Origin of the sequence: Luteibacter sp. CQ10 (assembly GCF_040900725.1) — a bacterium.
Lineage (GTDB): Bacteria > Pseudomonadota > Gammaproteobacteria > Xanthomonadales > Rhodanobacteraceae > Luteibacter.
Genome location: NZ_JAEUYM010000001.1, coordinates 1,690,722 through 1,709,135, shown reverse-complemented (window position 1 = coordinate 1,709,135; position 18,414 = coordinate 1,690,722). Strand labels below are relative to the sequence as shown.

Genomic DNA, 18,414 nt, shown 5'->3' with positions numbered 1-18,414 from the left:
CGTCCCGGTCAGTGGCTGGCCGTGGCGTGGGATGAGGTGGTGGCGGCGCGCATGCCGGCGGCGGCGAAGCGGATGAGGTGATCGGCCGCGGCCTCGCGGTGGTCACGTTCGGTGACGTCGCCCTTGCGCTGGATGATGCCGAAGTCGGCCATGGCGTAAGTCAGCGCGCCGGTCACGATGTCGAGGCGCCAGTAGATTTCCTCTTTGCCCAATTTCGGCAAGAGTTGCCCGAATTCGGCGGCGAACTGGCGAAGCACGTGGCCGTAGTTTTCCGAGAGGAACCGGCGGAGCGTCTCGTTGTGCTCGGCATAGGCCCGGGCCAGGACGCGAACGAAGGCCGCGCCGCCGCCGTCGCTGCGGGAGAGGTCGAGGGCCGGACGGATGTAGGCGTCGAGGACGTCCTCGAGCGTGGTTCCGGCCTCGCCGGCCACCTTCGCCAAGGCCGCCAGACGGCGCGTGTTGAGCTCGTCCAGGCGCCGGCGGAACACTTCCTCGATGAGTTTGTCCTTCGAGCCGAAGTGGTAATTGACGGCCGCCAGATTGACCCGGGCCGCGGCGGTGACCTGGCGGAGCGAGGCCCCGGCGAAGCCGTGGGTGGCGAACAGGGCCTCGGCGGCGCCCAGGATCCGCTCCTTGGTGCTGCGTTCGCGGGAGGCGTAGGGTGCGCTCGTCATGTCGGAAGACTCCGAGGCTGAGGGTTTGAATCAAACGATTGTTTGAGAATACGCCCGGCGCTTCGCCAGGGTCAATGTGCGCCGCGACAGACCTGCAAAACGCCTTGCGGATCAGCTAGAATCTGTCAAGATTTCGTGCGCTAAGTCCGTCATTCCTGACGGCTTTGGCCGCAGACTTCCCACAGGGCGCGTCTTCCCGCCCCGGTATCCTTTTATTTTGCCGTCTCTTTTTTCACATTCCCGGAGCACCCCCATGGCGCTGGAGCGCACCCTTTCGATCATCAAGCCGGATGCCGTCAAGAAGAACGTCATCGGCGAAATCGTCGCCCGTTTCGAGAAGGCCGGCCTCAAGGTCGTCGCCCAGCGCATGCAGCAGCTGAGCCAGGCCGAAGCCGAAGGCTTCTACGCCGTTCATAAGGAGCGTCCGTTCTTCAAGGCGCTCGTCGAGTTCATGATCTCCGGCCCGGTCGTCATCCAGGTGCTGGAAGGCGAGGGCGCCATCCTCAAGAACCGTGAACTCATGGGTGCCACCAATCCGAAGGAAGCCGCGCCGGGCACCATCCGCGCCGACTTCGCCGACTCGATCGACGCCAACGCCGTCCACGGCTCCGATGCCGCCGAGACCGCCGCGGTCGAGATCGCCTACTTCTTCCGCTCGACGGAAGTCGTTTCGCACTGAGAGCTGCCGTGAATACGCCTGCCGACAAGGTCAACCTGCTCGACTTCGACCGCCAGGGACTGCGCGATTTCTTCGCCGGCCTGGGCGAGAAGCCGTATCGCGCCGACCAGGTCATGAAGTGGATCTACCACCGCCTGGAAAGCGACTTCGGCAAGATGACCGACGTCGGCAAGGCCCTTCGCGAAAAGCTCGATGCCAGCTGTTACGTCGGGCCGCCGTCCACCGTGTTCGAAAAGGGTGCGGTCGACGGCACCCATAAGTGGTTGCTCGGCATGGATGGCGGCAACGCCATCGAAACCGTCTACATCCCGGAACCCACCCGTGGCACGTTGTGCGTGTCCTCGCAGGTGGGTTGCGCCCTGAACTGCCAGTTCTGCTCCACGGCCACCCAGGGCTTCTCCCGCAACCTGTCCACGGCCGAGATCATCGGCCAGGTCTGGGTCGCGGCCAAATACCTCGGCAACGTGCCGCACCAGCAGCGCCGCATCACCAACGTGGTGATGATGGGCATGGGCGAGCCGCTGCTGAATTTCGACAACGTGGTGAAGGCCATGAGCTTGATGCGCGATGACCTGGGCTTTGGCCTGGCGAGCAAGCGCGTCACGCTGTCCACGGCCGGCCTGGTGCCGATGATCGACCGGCTCTCGGCCGAAAGCGACGTCTCGCTGGCGGTATCCCTGCACGCGGCCAACGACGAGCTGCGCACGGAGCTGGTGCCGCTGAACAAGCGCTACCCGCTGGCCGAGCTGATGGCCGCGTGCGAGCGCTACATCCGCCGTGCGCCGCGCACGTCGATCACGTTCGAATACACCCTGATGAAGGGCGTGAACGACCGCCCCGAACACGCGCGCCAGCTGGTCAAGTTCATGCGCCGCCTGCCGGGCAACAACAAGGTCAACCTCATTCCGTTCAATCCGTTCCCTGGTGCGCGGTTCGAGCGTTCGGGGGCGGACGACATCCGTGCCTTCCAGACCCAGTTGCTCAATGCCGGCGTGCTGACGATGCTGCGCCGTACCCGAGGCGACGACATCGACGCCGCCTGTGGCCAGCTCAAGGGCCAGGTGGTGGACCGCACCCGCCGCCAGGCCGAATTCCGCAAGAAGCTCGAAGAAGGGGTAGTGAATGCGGCTTGACCGGTGGGTCTTGCTGTCGGGGCTCATTCTCGCGTGCGCCGGTTGTGCCGGCGGCGGATCCGGCTTGCGCCCTACGACGGCGGCGGATAACCGGGCCAAGGGGGCGGAAGTCCATACCCAGCTCGGCCAGCGCTACATGGAGCAGGGCGACCTCAAGGGCGCCATGGAAAAGCTGCAGAAGGCCCTGCAGTTCGATCCCAAGTACGTACCCGCCAATACCGTGATCGCCGTGCTCTACGAGCGTATCAACGATCCGGCAAATGCCGAGCTGTATTACCGCAAGGCTGCCGAATTGGACCCCAAGAGCGGCGCGGTGAACAACAACTTCGCCGTGTTCCTGTGCAAGCAGCACCGCGGTGGGGAGGCCAAGCCTTATTTCGACAGAGCCTTGGCCGATCCCTTCTACGAGACGCCCGATCTCGCTCTGGCCAATGCCGGCACCTGCCAGATGCAGTCGAACGACTACGACGCGGCGGAGGGGTATTTTCGCAAGGCGCTCGATCGCAATCCAAAAAACGCCGATGCCCTGTATCAGATGGCTCGCGTGTTGTACCTTAAGAACGATGCATTCCGGGCACGCGCCTTCCTGCAGCGCTTCGAAGCGCTGGGGAATCCCAGCCCGGACGCGTTGAAGCTCGGTCACGATATCGAGCTCCGTCTGGGCAACGGGGAGGGTGCCCAGGACTACGCCAAACGGTTGCGCCAACAGTTCCCGGATTCGGAACCGGCGCATGCTATCGAAGCCACCGCACGTCAATGACTTCAGTTCCCTCGAATACCCCCGGGCGTGACGGACGCGAGCAGGACCTGTTCGCGGGCGGCGATGCACCCATTTCCAAGGAGGACGCCATGGACCCGCAGCAGGTCGAACCAGCGGACGCCAGCGGTCGCGTCATCATCGATCACGTGCACGAAGCCGGTTTCGGCTCGCGTCTTCGTGCCGCCCGAGAGGCGCGCGGCTATACCGTGGAGGCCTGTGGCCAGGCCCTGCGCCTGCCCAGCCGTCTCCTGCGCCAGCTCGAAGCGGGCGATTATTCCGGCATCGATTACCAGGTGTACCTCGCCGGTTACCTGGGTAAATACGGCCGCCATGTCGGTGTCGACGAAGAGGCCATCCAGGCCGAGGTCGCCCGGCTCACTCCGCGCCAGCCCGAACTCGTGGTCACCGGTGGCGTATCGCATTCGCGCTACCTGCTCGAGCGCTACGTGACGGCCGCCACCTATGTGGTGCTGACGGCGGTCATCGTGGTGCCCATGGTCTGGTTGGGCGTGCGCGGCACGCTCGATCGTGACATGCCTCGCCTTGCACCCCTCGACGCCACGCCGGTGGCGCAGCAGGATGCCCCGGCGCCGGCCACCTCCAGCGCCGTCGCCGCCACCGCCCCGAACACGGTGGCGTCGGCTCCGCCGTCGCCGTCGCCCGAGGCCCGCGTGGACGAGCAGCAGCCCGTGCTCGCATCGATGGCGATGTTCCCGTCGCTGGATCACGCCGTCGCGCGCAGCCCGCTGGTCACCGCCGCGGCGGCGCCCGAGGGCGAGGCGAGCGGCGCCGTCCAGACCCAGGGAGCGCATAGCCTGAGCCTCAACCTGCCGTCCGCCAGTTGGGTGGAGGTCACCTCCGCCGATGGTTCGCGCCTGGAGTACGGCATTCTCCCGGCCGGTACCCAGAAGTCCTATCACAGTGACGGCGCCCTCGACGTCCGCATCGGCAATGCCTCCGGCGCCCAGGTGTCCATCGACGGCCAGCCGGTGCAGCTCGACAGCTTCCGCCGTGCCAACGTGGCCCGCTTCCACGTCGACGTACGCGACGGCAAAGCCTCCCCGGTCGCCAACTGACCGGGCCATAACGGCGCTACCCACGCGGTGGCGCCGTCCGCGCGCACTTTTCGGGTATCCTTGCCTATTGATCCACGCCGCCGTCCCCGACGGTCGGCGTAGGCCCTTTTCCACGTTTTGCTGCGCGGAGCGCAGCGGGTGACTGCATGGCATTCGACGTATACGACGACTACGAACAGGGCGAACGCGTCCAGCAATGGTTGCGCAAGAACGGCGGCAGCATCGTCGTGGGCATCGCCCTCGGTCTGGTGCTCATCTTCGGTTGGCAGCAGTGGAAGTCCCATCGCGCCGGCCATGAGCAGGCCGCGGCTTCCGAGTATTCCGCCTTGCAGGCCGCCGTGGCGCAGAAACGCACGAACGAGATCGACCTGCGCACCGAAACGCTCATGAAGGACTACGCCGACACGGCGTGGTCGGTCTTTGCCGTGGGCGAGCGGGCCCAGCGGAACGTGATGGACGGTCAGCTCGACAAGGCGGCCGGCGATCTCGAATGGGCGAAGACCCACGCCTCGGACGACACGCTGAAAACCCTTTTCGCGCTGCGCGAAGCCCAGCTGAAGTACGCCCAGGGCAAGCCGCAGGACGCCATCGCCGCACTCGACGCCATGAAGGGCACGGCGTTCGCCTCGCTCACGGCGGAACTCCGCGGTGACGCGCTGGTCAAGCTGGGACGCGCCGACGAGGCGCGCAAGGCCTATCAGGCGGCCATCGCCGCCATGGGCGAAAGCGCACCGCAGCGCGGTGTGGTTCAAACCAAACTTGATGATCTGGCCGTGGCCGGGAAGCAGGGTGCATGAAACGTCTTTGGGCAATCGCGTTGACTTCGTCGCTGGTCGTACTGGCCGGCTGCCACTCGTTCAAGAAGGAAAACGTCGAACCGCCGACCCCGCTCGACAAGAAGTTCGAGCCGACCATCAAGGTCGAGCGCCTGTGGAAGTCCAGCGTCGGTGACGGTGCGGCCGAGTCCGGCGTGCGCATGCGTCCGACCGTGGTGAACGGCGTGGTCTACGCCGCCAGCACCGACGGCAAGATCGCCGCCTTCGATGCCAATACCGGCAAGACGATCTGGTCCAAGAGCACCCGCCAGCACGGCTGGTTCGGCTGGGGCGACTCCAAGCGCGAGGATGCCCGCTTCTCCGGCGGCCCTGGCGCGGCGGACGACCTGGTCGCCGTGGGCACGCTCGACGGCCACGTTTACGCGATGAACGCGAAGGACGGCGAGCGTCGCTGGGCGGCCGAGGTGTCTTCCGAAGTGATCACTACCCCCGTCATCGTCGGCGGCCTGGTGGTCGTGCGTTGCAACGACGGTCGCGTGTACGGCCTCGACGCCGGTACCGGCGAGCGCCGCTGGGTGTTCGACCAGGCGCAGATCCCGGCGCTCAGCCTGCGTGGCAACGGCCGCCTGCTGATCGCCAACGGCGTGGTCTTCATGGGCAGCGATGCCGGCAAGCTCGTGGCCATACGCCTCGACAACGGCGAAAAGCTCTGGGAGCAGACCCTCGCCAGCGGCGAAGGCCGTACCGAAATCGACCGCCTCAGCGACGCCGACGGCGCCATCGTGCTCGACGGCACCACGCTTTTCGGCGCCGCCTATCATGGCCAGCTCACCGCGGTGGACGGTCCAAGCGGCCGGCCGCTGTGGAACCACGGCTTCTCCAGCTACACCTCGCTCGACGTGCACGGCAACGCCGTGTTCGGTGTCGACGACGTGTCGCAGGTCTATGCCTTCGACAAGTCCAGCGGTGCCAACATCTGGAAGCAGGACGGCCTGAAATACCGTTGGCTCACCGGTCCGGCGGCGCAGGGCGACTACGTCGTGGTGGGCGATCTCGACGGCCACATCCACTGGCTCAACGGCAGCGACGGCAAGATCGTCGGCCGCGCCCGTCTTTCGAAGAAAGCCATTCGCGCCCAGCCGGTCGTGTCCGGCGACACCGTATACGTCGAGGACGTGGAAGGCCATATCGGCGCTTACCGCATCTCGCGCTGAACCTGAAGGACACTCGCTTTCCCCATGTTACCCGTCATCGCCCTGGTCGGCCGCCCCAACGTCGGTAAGTCGACCCTCTTCAATGTGCTGACGCGTAGCAGGGACGCACTTGTCGCCGATATGCCCGGAGTCACCCGCGATCGCCATTACGGCGTCTGCCACCTCGGTGCCCGCCCCTTCGTGGTGGTGGACACCGGCGGTCTGTCCGGCAGCGACGAAGGCATCGAGGGCCTGACCGCCCAGCAGGTGCGCCTGGCCATCGCCGAGGCGAACGTGCTCGTCTTCGTGGTGGACGCCCGCGACGGCGTGTTGCCGTTGGACGCCGCGATCCTCGGCGAGCTGCGTCGCAGCGGCAAGCCGATCATCGTCGTCGTCAACAAGACCGACGGCACCGACGAGCCGACCGTCATGGCCGAGTTCGCGTCGTTCGGCGTGGCCGAAACCATCGCGGCTTCGGCGGCCCACAGCCGGGGCGTCGACGTGCTCGTGGCCCGTGCGATGCCGCACCTGCCCGAAGACGAGGATGAAGCGCCGTCCGAGGAAGAGCAGGGCATCCGCGTGGCCATCGTCGGTCGTCCGAACGCGGGCAAGTCCACGCTGATCAATCGCCTGCTCGGCGAAGACCGCCTGATCGTTTCCGACATGGCCGGTACCACGCGCGACCCCATTCGCGTGTCGCTCGAGCGCGACGGCCGACGCTACACCCTGATCGACACCGCCGGCGTCCGCCGTAAGGCCCGCGTCGAGGAGGCGGTGGAAAAGTTCAGTGTCATCAAGACCTTGCAGTCCATTGCTGCGGCACAGGTCACGGTCATCATGATCGACGCGAGGGAGAACCTGGCCGACCAGGACCTCACCCTCATCGGCCACGTGATCGAAGAAGGCCGGGCCCTGGTCATTGCCGTCAACAAGTGGGACGGCATGGACAGCTACCAGCGCGAGCAGACCCAGAAGGCGCTCGAGCGCCGCCTGCAGTTCGCCGACTGGGCCAAGACGGTATTCATTTCCGCGCTGCACGGCTCGGGCCTGCGCGAGTTGATGAAGGCGGTGATCCGCGCCCATGCCGCGGCCACCAAGGAGCTGGGCTCCTCGGAACTCACCCGCACGCTGGAGCGCGCCTACGAGGCCTATCAGCCGCCGCTGGTGCGCGGCCATGCGCCGAAGCTGCGCTTCGCGCATCCGGGCGGCTCCAATCCGCCCACCATCGTGATCCACGGCAGCCGTACCAAGCACATCGCGCCGGCGTATCGTCGCTACCTGGAAGGCTTCTTCCGCAAGCGCTTCCGGCTCGAAGGCACGCCCATCCGCATCGATTTCCGCGACGGTGACAACCCCTTCGCCGGTCGCCGCAACGTCTTGACGGAAAGCCAGCAGCGCCACCGTCAGCGCATGATTCGCAACGCGAAGCGGCGCGGCAAGTAACGCGCCGGCCTTCGTGGAGGTGTCCCCATGAACGAAGGTCTCGATCGCGAACGCTGGCTGTCCGACCTGCGCTCGCGTATAGCCGAAATCCCCGCCGACGCGGCCCATGCCCGGCAACGCGCCGGCGCTTTGCTGATCGACGTTCGCGAAGACAACGAGCGTGCCTCGGGCACGCCCTTGGGTGCCCTCGGCCTCTCCCGCGGCTTCCTGGAATTGCGCATCGAGCAGGCCGAGCCTGACCGTGATCGGGACATCGTGGTGCTCTGCGGCAGCGGGCAGCGTTCCTTGCTGGCCGCCGAAGCTCTCCAGCGCATGGGCTATCGCCGACTGGCTTCGGTCGCCGGCGGCATGGGGGCCTGGAAAACCGCCGGCCTGCCCATCATGGCGGGCGCATTGGATGCCGATGCCGCCGAGCGCTATTCGCGGCAGGTGCTGCTGCCGCAGGTTGGGGATGCCGGGCAGGCAAGGCTGAGCGACGCGCGCATGGTGGTGGTCGGTGCGGGCGGTCTCGGCGCCCCGGCCCTGCTGTACCTCGCCGCGGCAGGCGTCGGCCACGTCACCCTGGTCGACGACGACCAGGTGGAGCGCTCCAACCTTCATCGCCAGGTGATTCATGCCGACGCCCGCGTGGGCATGAGCAAGGCCGAATCCGCGCGCATGACGCTCGCCGCGCTCAACCCGCGTATCGCCGTGCATCCGGTGGTGGAGCGGTTGCGCGCCGACAACGTCGAGGCACTGATCCGCGACCACGACGTCGTGATCGACGGTGCCGACAACTTCGCCACGCGCTATTTGCTGGCCGCCGCCACCCGGCGGTTGGGTATCCCCATGATCTACGCCGCCATCGAGCGGTTCACGGGGCAGGCGAGCGTGTTCGATCCGCGCCTCGACGAGTCTCCCTGCTATCGCTGCCTGTTCCCCGAGCCGCCTTCGGCAGCCGATGCACCCAACTGCGCCGAGGCGGGCGTGCTGGGCGTGCTGCCGGGTATCCTGGGGCTCGTGCAGGCCACCGAGGCGATCAAGCTGGTGCTGGGCATCGGCCAGCCGCTGGTGGGACGGTTACTTACCTACGATGCGCTGGCGATGCGTTTCCGCGAACTGACTCTCCGGCGCGACCCGAAGTGCCCAGGCTGTGGCGCGAACGCCCGTTTCGAGGGTTACGTGGATCTCGAGCGGATGTGCGCGGCGGCGGGCTGAAGGTCTTCCGGCACAACGGAATACATCGCCGAATCGACCGGATTTCCCTGGATAACCAAACGATTGCGGAGTATTCCTTCGAAAGTACCTCCGATGCGTTCGGCCGCCCTGCGACTGGGTAGATTGTCGTGGGCGGCCACTATCTCGATGCGCGTGATGCCGACCGTCTCGAAGGCGAAGCGCAAGGCGAGCGCACCGGCCCGGGTCACGTAGCCCTTGCCCTGCGCCGAGCTGCGCAGCCAGTAGCCGAGATTGGCGAAGCGGTGCTCCCGATGGCGCTGATTGACGCCCATGCCGCCAAGGAATCGGTCGGTCCGGGCGTCCACGACGAGCATCTCGAAACCGTCGCCGAGCAGCCACGCCTGCTTGCACTGGCGTATCCAGTCCTGCGCCGTGGCCGTGTCGTAGTCCGGCCGCGCCCAGGCCAGCCATCGGCCCGCGCTCGCGGCCGACTCGCGCACGGCCTCGGCCAGCGCATCGGCGTCGCTGTCGCGATAGGCTCGCAGGCGAACGACGCCATCGGTGAGGTCTTGCGGGTAAGGCACTGTATCGATGGTCATTTGTATTGGCGCGTCGGCATGGCTGGGAACCGACATCGTCGGCGAGGATCAGATTATCGCAACCCTCATTACGGACGGGTCCGCTGCCACCCTTCGGTAGCCGTGCGGGCGTGGACTGGTGGCCTACCGAAAGGGTGGGTTCGCGATTCCAGCGAAGCGGTTACCCACAAGGTAAGCCAAATCGCCGATAATCCACCGCTTTTCCCAGGGCGACTTCCCATGACCGCACGCATCCTCGACGGCAAGCGCATCGCCCAGGAACTGCTCGACCACATCGGCCGCCGCGTCGCCAAGCGGGTGGAGCAGGGCCACCGGGCTCCCGGCCTGGCCGTGGTCCTGGTCGGCGACGACCCGGCCTCGGCGGTCTACGTGAAGAACAAGCGCCGCGCCTGCCAGCAGGTGGGTTTCGAATCGTTCGGTTACGACCTCCCGGCGAGCACGTCGCAGGACGAACTGTTCGCCCTCATCGATCGTCTCAACGCCGACCCGGCCGTGCACGGCATCCTCGTGCAGTCGCCGCTGCCGCACCACATCGACGAAGACGCCCTGGTCGACCGCATCGACGCCCGCAAGGACGTCGACGGCTTTCAGGCCGTGAACGTGGGCCGCCTCGCGCTGCGCCGCTTCGGCCTGAGGCCGTGCACGCCCAAGGGGGTGATGACGCTGCTGGGCCACACCGATCATCCGGTGCGCGGCCGCCATGCGGTGATCGTCGGCGTATCGAACCACGTCGGCCGCCCTCTCGCCCTTGAGATGCTTATTGCCGGTGCAACAGTGACTTGCTGTCACAAGTTCACGCAGAATCTTGAAAGCTTCGTCGGGCAGGCCGATATCCTCGTGGTCGCCGCCGGCAAGCCGGGCTTGGTCAGGGGCGATTGGGTAAAGCCTGGCGCGGTGGTGATCGACGTCGGCATTAACCGGCTCGAGGACGGCCGGCTCGTGGGCGACGTGGAGTTCGCTCCGGCCGCCGAGCGCGCCGCGTGGATCACGCCTGTACCCGGCGGCGTCGGCCCGATGACTGTCGCGACGCTGATGGAGAACACCCTGGAAGCGGCCGAGGCCCTCGATCGCTGAGGGCCGGGCAGGGCCGTTCGCCGATACGATCGGCTCCCACACGCTTCGCCAGGTAGGGTCGTTTCGAGGCAAGTGCCGAGCCCTCGTTCCTGAAGGGTGATGACATGCCAGCTACCGGAGGGGTGGGAGCGGACCGTGTCCGCGAATCCCGCGGAGCGTCGCCTTCCACAACATCGGGTCCCCCATCACCGGTCCGACCCCAACATTCAGTGCCACCCCCACTGTCGCAATGCTGCAACGCGAGGTATAATGGCGTGATTTACTCGCGGGACTAATGCTATGCGCATCCTTGCCGAGGCACTCACTTACGACGACGTGTTTCTGGTTCCCGGCCACTCCACGGTTCTGCCGCGCGACGTGGATACTTCGACGCGGTTCACCCGCGGTCTTCGCCTGAACATCCCCATCGTGTCCGCCGCCATGGACACCGTGACCGAAGCGCGTCTCGCCATCACGATGGCCCAGAACGGCGGCATCGGCATCATCCATAAGAACCTCACGGCCGATCAGCAGGCCGCCGAGGTGCGCATGGTGAAGAAGTTCGAAGCCGGCGTCATCCGCAGCCCCATCACCGTGCGTCCCGATACCTCGATCGGCGAAGTGCTGCAGCTGACCCGGGCGCACAACATCTCCGGCGTGCCGGTCGTCGACGGCGAACGCCTCGTCGGCATCGTCACCGGCCGCGACATGCGCTTCGAGCGCAAGCTCGACGACCCCGTCCGCAACATCATGACCCGCGAAGAGCGGTTGATCACGGTGAAGGAGGGCGCCTCGCACGACGAAGTGCTGCAGCTGCTGCACAAGAACCGCATCGAGAAGGTCCTGGTCGTCAACGACGGTTTCCAGCTCCGTGGCCTCATCACGGTGAAGGACATCCAGAAGGCGCGCGACAACCCCAACGCCGCCAAGGATTCGCACGAGCGTCTCGTGGTCGGCGCCGCGGTGGGCGTGGGCGGCGACACCGAGCAGCGTGTCGAAGCGCTGGTCGAGGCGGGCGTCGACGTCATCGTGGTCGACACGGCCCATGGTCATTCGCAGGGCGTGATCGATCGCGCCGGCTGGGTGAAGAAGCGCTACCCGCAGGTGCAGGTCATCGCCGGCAACATCGTCACCGGCGACGCCGCGCGCGCGCTGCTCGACGCCGGTGTCGACGCCGTCAAGGTCGGCGTGGGCCCGGGCTCCATCTGCACCACCCGCATCGTCACCGGCATCGGCGTGCCGCAGATCACCTCCATCGACATGGTCGCCACCGCGCTGAAGGGCGAGATCCCGCTCATCGCCGACGGCGGCATCCGCTACTCCGGCGACATTCCCAAGGCCCTGGCCGCGGGTGCGTCGTCGGTGATGCTGGGCTCCATGTTCGCCGGCACCGAAGAGTCGCCGGGCGAGGTCGAGCTGTTCCAGGGCCGCTCCTACAAGAGCTACCGCGGCATGGGCTCCATCGGCGCCATGCAGCTGGGCTCGAAGGACCGCTACTTCCAAGACGAAGCCGACGCCGACAAGCTCGTGCCCGAAGGCATCGAGGGTCGCGTGCCGTATCGCGGCTCCATCCGCAACATCATCCACCAGCTGATGGGCGGCCTGCGCGCCTCCATGGGCTACATGGGCACGGCCAACATCGAAGAGATCCACGAGAAGGCCCAGTTCGTGAAGGTGACGGGCGCGGGCGTGCGCGAAGCGCATCCGCACGACGTCCAGATCACCAAGGAAGCCCCGAACTACCGCGTCCTGGACTGATGCCCCCGGGCACCCGATCCAGGTAACACAGGACGCCCGCGCCACGTGGGCGTTCTGCTTTTCGCACACCGTATTTTCCATGCAGGCCGCCACGATGACCGACCTCCACAGCGACAAGATCCTCATCCTCGACTTCGGCTCGCAGTACACGCAGCTGATCGCCCGCCGCATCCGCGAGATCGGCGTCTATTGCGAAGTCTGGGCCTGGGATCACGCGCCCGAGGACATCCCGGCCTTCGCGCCGCGCGGCGTCATCCTTTCCGGCGGCCCGGAGTCGGTCACCGAGGCGGATTCGCCGCGCGCCCCGCAGGTCGTGTTCGAGCTGGGCGTGCCGGTGCTGGGCATCTGCTACGGCATGCAGACCATGTCCGAGCAGCTCGGCGGCAAGGTCGAGGCCGGTCACCATCGCGAATTCGGTCCGGCGACGGTCACCTTCGCCAGCTGCGGTCTGTTCGACAGCGTGATGGACGACGGCGAAGCGCTCGGCGTGTGGATGTCGCACGGCGATCGTGTCACCGCGCTGCCCGACGGCTTCCGTCCGACCGCTTCCACGCCCAGCCTGCCGCTGGCCGCCATGGCCGACGATGAGCGCCGCTTCTATGGCCTGCAGTTCCATCCCGAGGTCACCCACACGAAGAAGGGCATGGAGATCCTCCGCCGCTTCGTCGTCGACCTCTGCGGCTCTGCCACGCTGTGGGATGCCGCCCACATCATCGAGGACGCCGTCGAGCGCGTCCGCGGGCAGGTCGGCAGCGATCGCGTGCTGCTGGGCTTGAGCGGCGGCGTGGATTCCTCCGTGGTGGCCGCGCTGCTGGAAAAAGCCATCGGCGACCAGCTCACCTGCGTCTTCGTCGACACCGGTTTGCTGCGCTATCAGGAAGGCGACCAGGTGATGGCCACCATGGCCGAGCACATGGGCGTCAACGTCATCCGTGTGGACGCGAAGCAGCGCTTCTTCGACGCCCTGGCCGGCGTGGAAGACCCGGAAGCCAAGCGCAAGGTCATCGGCCGCCTGTTCGTCGAGGTGTTCGACGAGGAGTCGGCCAAGCTCGAGGGCGTGAAGTGGCTCGCCCAGGGCACGATCTACCCCGACGTCATCGAGTCCGCCGGCAGCAAGACGGGCAAGGCCCACGTCATCAAGAGCCACCACAACGTGGGCGGCTTGCCGGAACACATGAAGCTCAAGCTCGTCGAGCCCCTGCGCGAGCTGTTCAAGGACGAGGTCCGCCGCATCGGCGTCGAGCTCGGCCTGCCGCGCGAGATGGTCTACCGCCACCCGTTCCCTGGGCCCGGCCTGGGCGTGCGCGTGCTGGGCGAGGTCAAGGCCGAATACGTCGACCTGCTCCAGCGCGCCGATGCGATCTTCATCGAAGAACTCCGCGCCCACGGCCTGTACGACCGCGTGAGCCAGGCCTTCGCCGTGTTCCTGCCGGTGCGCTCGGTGGGCGTGGTCGGCGACGGGCGCGCCTACGAGTGGGTGATCGCGCTACGTGCCGTGGAGACGATCGACTTCATGACGGCGCATTGGGCGCACTTGCCTTACGACTTTCTCGACAAGTGTTCGACTCGAATTATCAATGAGTTGCGTGGTATCTCTCGTGTTGTTTATGACATTTCGGGGAAGCCGCCCGCTACGATCGAGTGGGAGTGAATTTCCGCCTTTCGAGGACTATCGCCAGCTATCGAAAACTGACGTAATGTGTTGATTTATAGGGAACGTCGTCACGGCATCCATCGGTAGCTATCCGACGGTGCTCAGGAGTAGTGCGACGGAATACTCCATCACCCTGAAATTAGCTTACCGATGATGACCGCGACCCGGATGCTTTGGTCGATCGCCTGGGCGAAGACGGTTGCGACGATGCCTTGGTCGGCACCGGAAAGCCGGTGGCCTGGTGCTGGAGTTCACCCGCGAAGCGGCGGACGCCGGCGCGGGCCATTTGCAGCGCGTTGGCCGATGTGCGCCGCGCCGTCGGCGCGGCTGATCGAAGTCGCGCCCGATCTGGTCGGTCTGGCCGGCGTAGCCGAGATTGTCGGCGTGTCGCGACAGAACATGCGCACGCTGATGCTGGCTCATTCGGGCAGCTTCCCGGCGCCGGTACATGAGGGCAGCGTGTCGATCTGGCATATGGCGGACGTGCTGACCTGGTTGCAGGCCTAGGGCAGCTACTCGCTGGCGTAAACGATGCTGTGCGTGGCGCGCGAGGCCTTGCAGGTCAATATGGCGAAGGAGGATCGGCGCTTGCCACGCTCGGCATTGGAGGAGTTGGAAGCCTTGGTCGGATAAATGCCTTGCCCGGCGTCATCCTTCACTCGAATCCGCCCCAACAGGGCGGGTTTTTCGTTGGTGAGCATCCGGCTTCGGGGCACAACCGCGAGGAGCTTGCTTGCGTTGGTCGACCCACGCTTCGATTTCGGCCAAGTCCCACACGACGCAGCGCGGTGTGAGGTTGAAGCGGCGCGGGAATTCGCCCGGCGCTCCATTTCGTAGATCGTCGTTTCTGTCAGGGGAACAATCTGCCGCAGTTCCTGGTGGCGGATGGCGCGTCGGAAGGGAAGGGGCTTCCCTTCGGAAGCTGCGGCAGCGCCTCATAGGCTTCCGTCCGTGGCAGGGGAAGGGACTGGCCGGTATTGCGCTGGGTACTTGAGGTAGCTGTTCCACCTCGGACTCCATGAGTACGCTGCATGGAGACATGGTGTATTTCACTACCTATCGGGACAACTTGGTGCGGCGTAGTGCGGCGAACTCGGCACGTTGGCGATCCGAGATTCGGCTGATTGTCGTATCGTTGATACGAGAATCGGAACGCCGTTCGCTATGAGCGGCAAGTCAAAAGAACCAGAGGACACCCATGAAACCTGATGCAATCAAGGCCGAACTAAGAAGGTTGTTCACGGAAGCACAAAAATTAGAGAGTGATTTGGTTCGCCATCAGGTTGAGTGGGCTACTTGGGATGCCACTAAACGGCGAGATGGGGAAGGGCCGCCGGATTGGTTGATCGACAAGGATGACGAACTGGTAAAGCCTTTCGAGCATCTTGCTACCTCGTTGTATTTGACAACTGTGTGCTTCCTCGATGCGGCTCAACTACACGCATATCTACGACAATTTTATCAAACGTTCGGAAGCAAGTTCGACGCCGGTAAAGCTGCATCTGAATACGATGTGGATATTTACTGGTCTGGTGAGCCATTCAATACTTTCTTGGCGACGTTGCGCCAAATTCTGGCCCCTCTTGACGTACTCGGTGATGCAGATCGGTACTTAAAGCTATCAGGTGTTCAATACTTGGAGGTAATACTTGGAAATACCGCCTCGATCATTCACAAGATTGGAGCGACACCCGCATCAGAGGCCGACGTTTATAAGGCGGTGAGGCATGTCTTGGAGAATATTTTTCCTTCGGCCATAACGCCTCAGTCAAAATTTTTCAAGAAGGCGCAGGAATACAGGCCAGACATTTTAATTCCTGAGCTTTCTTCTGCTGTTGAGTATAAATATGCGCGTGATGAGGCCAAGTTAAAGGCTGTTATTGGTCAGATCTCTGATGATGTTAAAGGCTACACGGGAGATCATGACTACAACTTGTTCTATGCAGTTTTCTATGTGACCAATGATTTTTGGGGGCAGGCTAAATTCAAGCAAGTATAGGATGAAAAGGAGTTTCCAAAAAACTGGCGGCCATATTACATAGTAGGGAAATGACGCGGCTCGGTAGGCGCTGCCATCGGGTTCGCGGGCTGCGCCCCGCCTCTCGTGTCGAATCGCCGCCATTCGACTGCATCCCCTGACTCCTTCGGCTTGCGGGCGCCACGGTCGAGATTTGTCAGACAGCGTTTGGCAAGTTCGCTTTGATGTTATCAGCGCTCGCGGGCTTGTGCGCTTTGCTTGCCTGTTGGCTGCTGGGCGAGAGCGGGTGGTCTTTCTGATCCACCACATCGCGGCGTTCTCGCCTCAAGGCTGCGCGCTATGCGCGCTTGCGGCCTGGCTGTCCTTACCCCTGACAGCTTGCGCTGCGCGTGCTGAACACGGTTCCGAGCAATTCCGTCCGAGCAACCGGAGCACGATAGTGTCGTAACTGTCCTTCCTCTCGCTCGATTCCTTGCTGCTGGTGCGCGACGCGCACAGGGTGTTTTCTGCCGGCATCGACCGAAGACACTCTTGAAGCTGCGCGCTAGGTGATCGACCAGAAGATGCAGCGCGAGGCCGAGTTCACTTCGCCGCCAATGGTCAAAGAGTACCGGTGCACCAATCATGGACACGCGCCACTGGCTGATCGAATACCAGGAGATGTTCCACGAGCACCATCAACAGTGCTTCTTATATCCGCACGAAGTGGTCAAGGAGGCGCAGGGTCTAATGGATGTGCGGGCGTTCGATCACAGCAGTGCCACGGCATCATTCGCCGAGTGCGGATTGATCTAATCTAAGGGTTTCGGCCCCTTTTTGTCACTGCCTTTAGCAACAGTGCATGGCTTGCGCTACTTGCGTATTGTTTCATTGCCGAAATCGTAATTCAACAAATAGTTGAATAATGCGATGCGAACATGGGATTCAATTTCCGTGAATTCCCTATGCTCTTTCATGGAAAACTTAGAAAGAAGTCTATCGATTTCAAGTATGCCTCCAGAGTGAGATATTGAGCTTCTTCGTGAGTAAAATTTATTGAGCAGGGCATTGGGGTCATCTACGTCGAACTCGGAGAATTTCCTCATGAAATCCTTGAATCTTCTTGATATTGAGTAGATGACCTGATTGCATTCTTTGCAATGCTCTGGATTTTTATTGTCCTTTTTGCTCTCGAAGTCCACCAGGTTTTCGATGGCCGATATGTTACCAATGATGGCCATGCTGGCCGACGTGAGCAGTATCTTGCGCGTGCTCTGGTACAAAAATACTGAAGTGTTATATCTTGATCTGGCCTCGGCATCCAATCTGAAATAATTCTTAAAAAAGTCATCTGCGGAGGGATGGATGGAGACGAAGCTGTTAGTGAAATTTTGCCTGCGTATCACCCGGTCGGGATCTCTTCTTATCTCCCGAGATGATGATATGTCTGAAAATTTCTCAATATTCTCTTGGTTGGGTGGCCTGATGCTTATCTCTTCGTCAAAATCAAGGTTATAGTATTGATTTGTGACGATGGATAGGAGGGATATGAGTTCTTTCAAAAAATCAAGGTGTGCGCGCTCCCGCATTCTATTTTCATAGAAGACAGCATCCTCATCATTGCGATCCGCCTCGTTGTAAGTCACATTGGCATGCGCTGAGTTGTATTCGATGTCTAAATAATTTCCGTCGCGGATCGAGCTTTTCTTCGTGCTTACCACTATTTGGAATACATCCAAATACCTATAGTGGCCACGCATTATAGAACCGCTTCGAAGTGTACTCCTGTATAGATTTCCCACGCCCCCCCCCTCTTTCTGTTCAGGCAAACAACTGCGTCTAAAAATTTTAATGGAAGCTTCTTTTTGATGTCTTTACTTTGCGGATTGCTCTGCTTCAGGTTCGCTGTTTGCTCATTCCTGACAGGACTCGTGCTCGCAAGTCTTCCACATCGCTGACGCCTACGGGCTGGATTCCTTATCCCGGCCTGCGTGCTGCATTTGTCTGTCCGTGTCTTTGTTGAACGGGTCTTGCTGTGACCTTCACCATATCATGGCGTTATCGCCGTCAAGGGTTACGCTTGCTTGCACGCTTGCGGCCGGGGCCGGCTACGCCCCATGACTGATGAGTGCGCCGTTCTGGTGACGGTTCCGGTCAACTCCGCCCTTTCAACCGGAGATCGTCATGAACGACAAATCGCACATTTCCTTCGAACAACACGTTTTCTCGTCTGCGGTGCCTGCTTCGACACCGGCGCCGTCCTGCTGGATCGTCACTTGCGCCCAAGCATGGAGCACCACACGGCGACCGTGTGGGGCTGTGCCATAAACATCAGAAGCGGTCCGACGAGGGCTTTCTGGCCGTGCAAGCGTGAAGCCGTAACAGGCATATCGCACGGGCCGCTTGGCTCACCAGAAACGCGAGGTGTTCGCAACGTGCCGTTGCGGATATCTATTGGCAGAGATCAGAGCCGTTGTCCCCGTCGAGCTTGATCCTGCCCT

General features: G+C 63.3%; 18 protein-coding genes and 2 pseudogenes. 15 read left to right on the top strand and 5 right to left on the bottom strand.

Annotation, left to right across the window (positions count from 1 at the left end):
- Positions 1-8: 8 nt before the first annotated feature.
- Positions 9-674, bottom strand: coding sequence for a TetR/AcrR family transcriptional regulator (locus tag JNG39_RS07485; protein WP_368310518.1), 666 nt, complete (start codon positions 672-674; stop codon positions 9-11).
- A 253-nt stretch (positions 675-927) separates the two neighbouring features.
- Between JNG39_RS07485 and ndk the strand changes: the two genes are divergently transcribed.
- The 8 genes from ndk (at position 928) to moeB (ending at position 8,931) form a co-directional block, all read left to right on the top strand.
- Positions 928-1,353, top strand: a complete 426-nt coding sequence (ndk, locus tag JNG39_RS07480; RefSeq protein ID WP_144908704.1) for a nucleoside-diphosphate kinase — start codon at positions 928-930, stop codon at positions 1,351-1,353.
- Positions 1,350-2,486, top strand: coding sequence for a 23S rRNA (adenine(2503)-C(2))-methyltransferase RlmN (rlmN, locus tag JNG39_RS07475; RefSeq protein ID WP_368310824.1), 1,137 nt, complete (start codon positions 1,350-1,352; stop codon positions 2,484-2,486). Before ndk ends, rlmN begins: the two co-directional genes overlap by 4 nt.
- A complete protein-coding gene (pilW, locus tag JNG39_RS07470) occupies positions 2,476-3,246 on the top strand; it encodes a type IV pilus biogenesis/stability protein PilW (RefSeq protein ID WP_368310517.1) in 771 nt (256 codons plus the stop codon). Before rlmN ends, pilW begins: the two co-directional genes overlap by 11 nt.
- 89 nt (positions 3,247-3,335) lie before the next feature.
- On the top strand, positions 3,336-4,322 hold the full coding sequence (locus JNG39_RS07465; protein WP_368310516.1) for a helix-turn-helix domain-containing protein: 987 nt from the start codon (positions 3,336-3,338) through the stop codon (positions 4,320-4,322).
- A 146-nt stretch (positions 4,323-4,468) separates the two neighbouring features.
- Positions 4,469-5,119, top strand: coding sequence for a YfgM family protein (locus tag JNG39_RS07460; RefSeq protein WP_368310515.1), 651 nt, complete (start codon positions 4,469-4,471; stop codon positions 5,117-5,119).
- Positions 5,116-6,312, top strand: a complete 1,197-nt coding sequence (gene bamB, locus JNG39_RS07455; protein WP_368310514.1) for an outer membrane protein assembly factor BamB — start codon at positions 5,116-5,118, stop codon at positions 6,310-6,312. Before JNG39_RS07460 ends, bamB begins: the two co-directional genes overlap by 4 nt.
- Positions 6,313-6,336: 24 nt before the next feature.
- On the top strand, positions 6,337-7,734 hold the full coding sequence (gene der, locus JNG39_RS07450; RefSeq protein WP_247366687.1) for a ribosome biogenesis GTPase Der: 1,398 nt from the start codon (positions 6,337-6,339) through the stop codon (positions 7,732-7,734).
- A 27-nt stretch (positions 7,735-7,761) separates the two neighbouring features.
- Entirely contained in the window at positions 7,762-8,931 is a 1,170-nt protein-coding gene (gene moeB / locus JNG39_RS07445) for a molybdopterin-synthase adenylyltransferase MoeB (protein WP_368310513.1), read from the top strand.
- Here the strand turns inward: moeB and JNG39_RS07440 are convergent.
- Positions 8,892-9,491, bottom strand: a complete 600-nt coding sequence (locus JNG39_RS07440; protein ID WP_368310512.1) for a GNAT family N-acetyltransferase — start codon at positions 9,489-9,491, stop codon at positions 8,892-8,894. The genes moeB and JNG39_RS07440 overlap by 40 nt on opposite strands.
- Before the next feature lie 219 nt (positions 9,492-9,710).
- Between JNG39_RS07440 and folD the strand changes: the two genes are divergently transcribed.
- From folD to JNG39_RS07420, 4 genes are all read left to right on the top strand, one after another.
- Positions 9,711-10,565 carry a bifunctional methylenetetrahydrofolate dehydrogenase/methenyltetrahydrofolate cyclohydrolase FolD gene (gene folD / locus JNG39_RS07435; protein ID WP_368310511.1) on the top strand — a complete coding sequence of 285 codons (855 nt, stop codon included), beginning with the start codon at positions 9,711-9,713 and terminating at the stop codon, positions 10,563-10,565.
- A gap of 279 nt (positions 10,566-10,844) precedes the next feature.
- Entirely contained in the window at positions 10,845-12,302 is a 1,458-nt protein-coding gene (gene guaB, locus JNG39_RS07430; RefSeq protein ID WP_368310510.1) for an IMP dehydrogenase, read from the top strand.
- 94 nt (positions 12,303-12,396) lie between these two features.
- A complete protein-coding gene (guaA, locus tag JNG39_RS07425; protein WP_368310822.1) occupies positions 12,397-13,953 on the top strand; it encodes a glutamine-hydrolyzing GMP synthase in 1,557 nt (518 codons plus the stop codon).
- A gap of 306 nt (positions 13,954-14,259) precedes the next feature.
- Positions 14,260-14,463 carry a helix-turn-helix transcriptional regulator gene (locus tag JNG39_RS07420; RefSeq protein WP_368310509.1) on the top strand — a complete coding sequence of 68 codons (204 nt, stop codon included), beginning with the start codon at positions 14,260-14,262 and terminating at the stop codon, positions 14,461-14,463.
- A gap of 5 nt (positions 14,464-14,468) precedes the next feature.
- Here JNG39_RS07420 and JNG39_RS07415 read toward each other — a convergent pair whose 3' ends face one another.
- Together JNG39_RS07415 and JNG39_RS07410 are read right to left on the bottom strand one after the other, a co-directional pair.
- Positions 14,469-14,657, bottom strand: coding sequence for a hypothetical protein (locus JNG39_RS07415; protein ID WP_368310833.1), 189 nt, complete (start codon positions 14,655-14,657; stop codon positions 14,469-14,471).
- Positions 14,605-14,895 (bottom strand): helix-turn-helix transcriptional regulator, encoded by a 291-nt coding sequence (locus tag JNG39_RS07410; RefSeq protein WP_368310508.1) that lies wholly within the window; start codon positions 14,893-14,895, stop codon positions 14,605-14,607. The genes JNG39_RS07415 and JNG39_RS07410 overlap by 53 nt, the downstream gene beginning before the upstream one ends.
- 259 nt (positions 14,896-15,154) lie before the next feature.
- Between JNG39_RS07410 and JNG39_RS07405 the strand changes: the two genes are divergently transcribed.
- Together JNG39_RS07405 and JNG39_RS07400 are read left to right on the top strand one after the other, a co-directional pair.
- The gene (locus JNG39_RS07405; RefSeq protein WP_368310507.1) at positions 15,155-15,955 is read left to right on the top strand and encodes a hypothetical protein; all 801 of its coding nucleotides are present in this window, start codon (positions 15,155-15,157) and stop codon (positions 15,953-15,955) included.
- Positions 15,956-16,382: 427 nt separating this feature from the next.
- Positions 16,383-16,729: pseudogene (locus JNG39_RS07400) on the top strand (hypothetical protein).
- 56 nt (positions 16,730-16,785) lie between these two features.
- On the opposite strand, the gene JNG39_RS07395 reads toward JNG39_RS07400, so the two are convergent.
- A complete protein-coding gene (locus JNG39_RS07395) occupies positions 16,786-17,742 on the bottom strand; it encodes a hypothetical protein (protein WP_368310506.1) in 957 nt (318 codons plus the stop codon).
- Between the two features lie 355 nt (positions 17,743-18,097).
- Between JNG39_RS07395 and JNG39_RS07390 the strand changes: the two are divergent.
- Positions 18,098-18,292: pseudogene (locus JNG39_RS07390) on the top strand (ATPase); the annotation flags it as partial.
- Positions 18,293-18,414 lie beyond the last annotated feature (122 nt).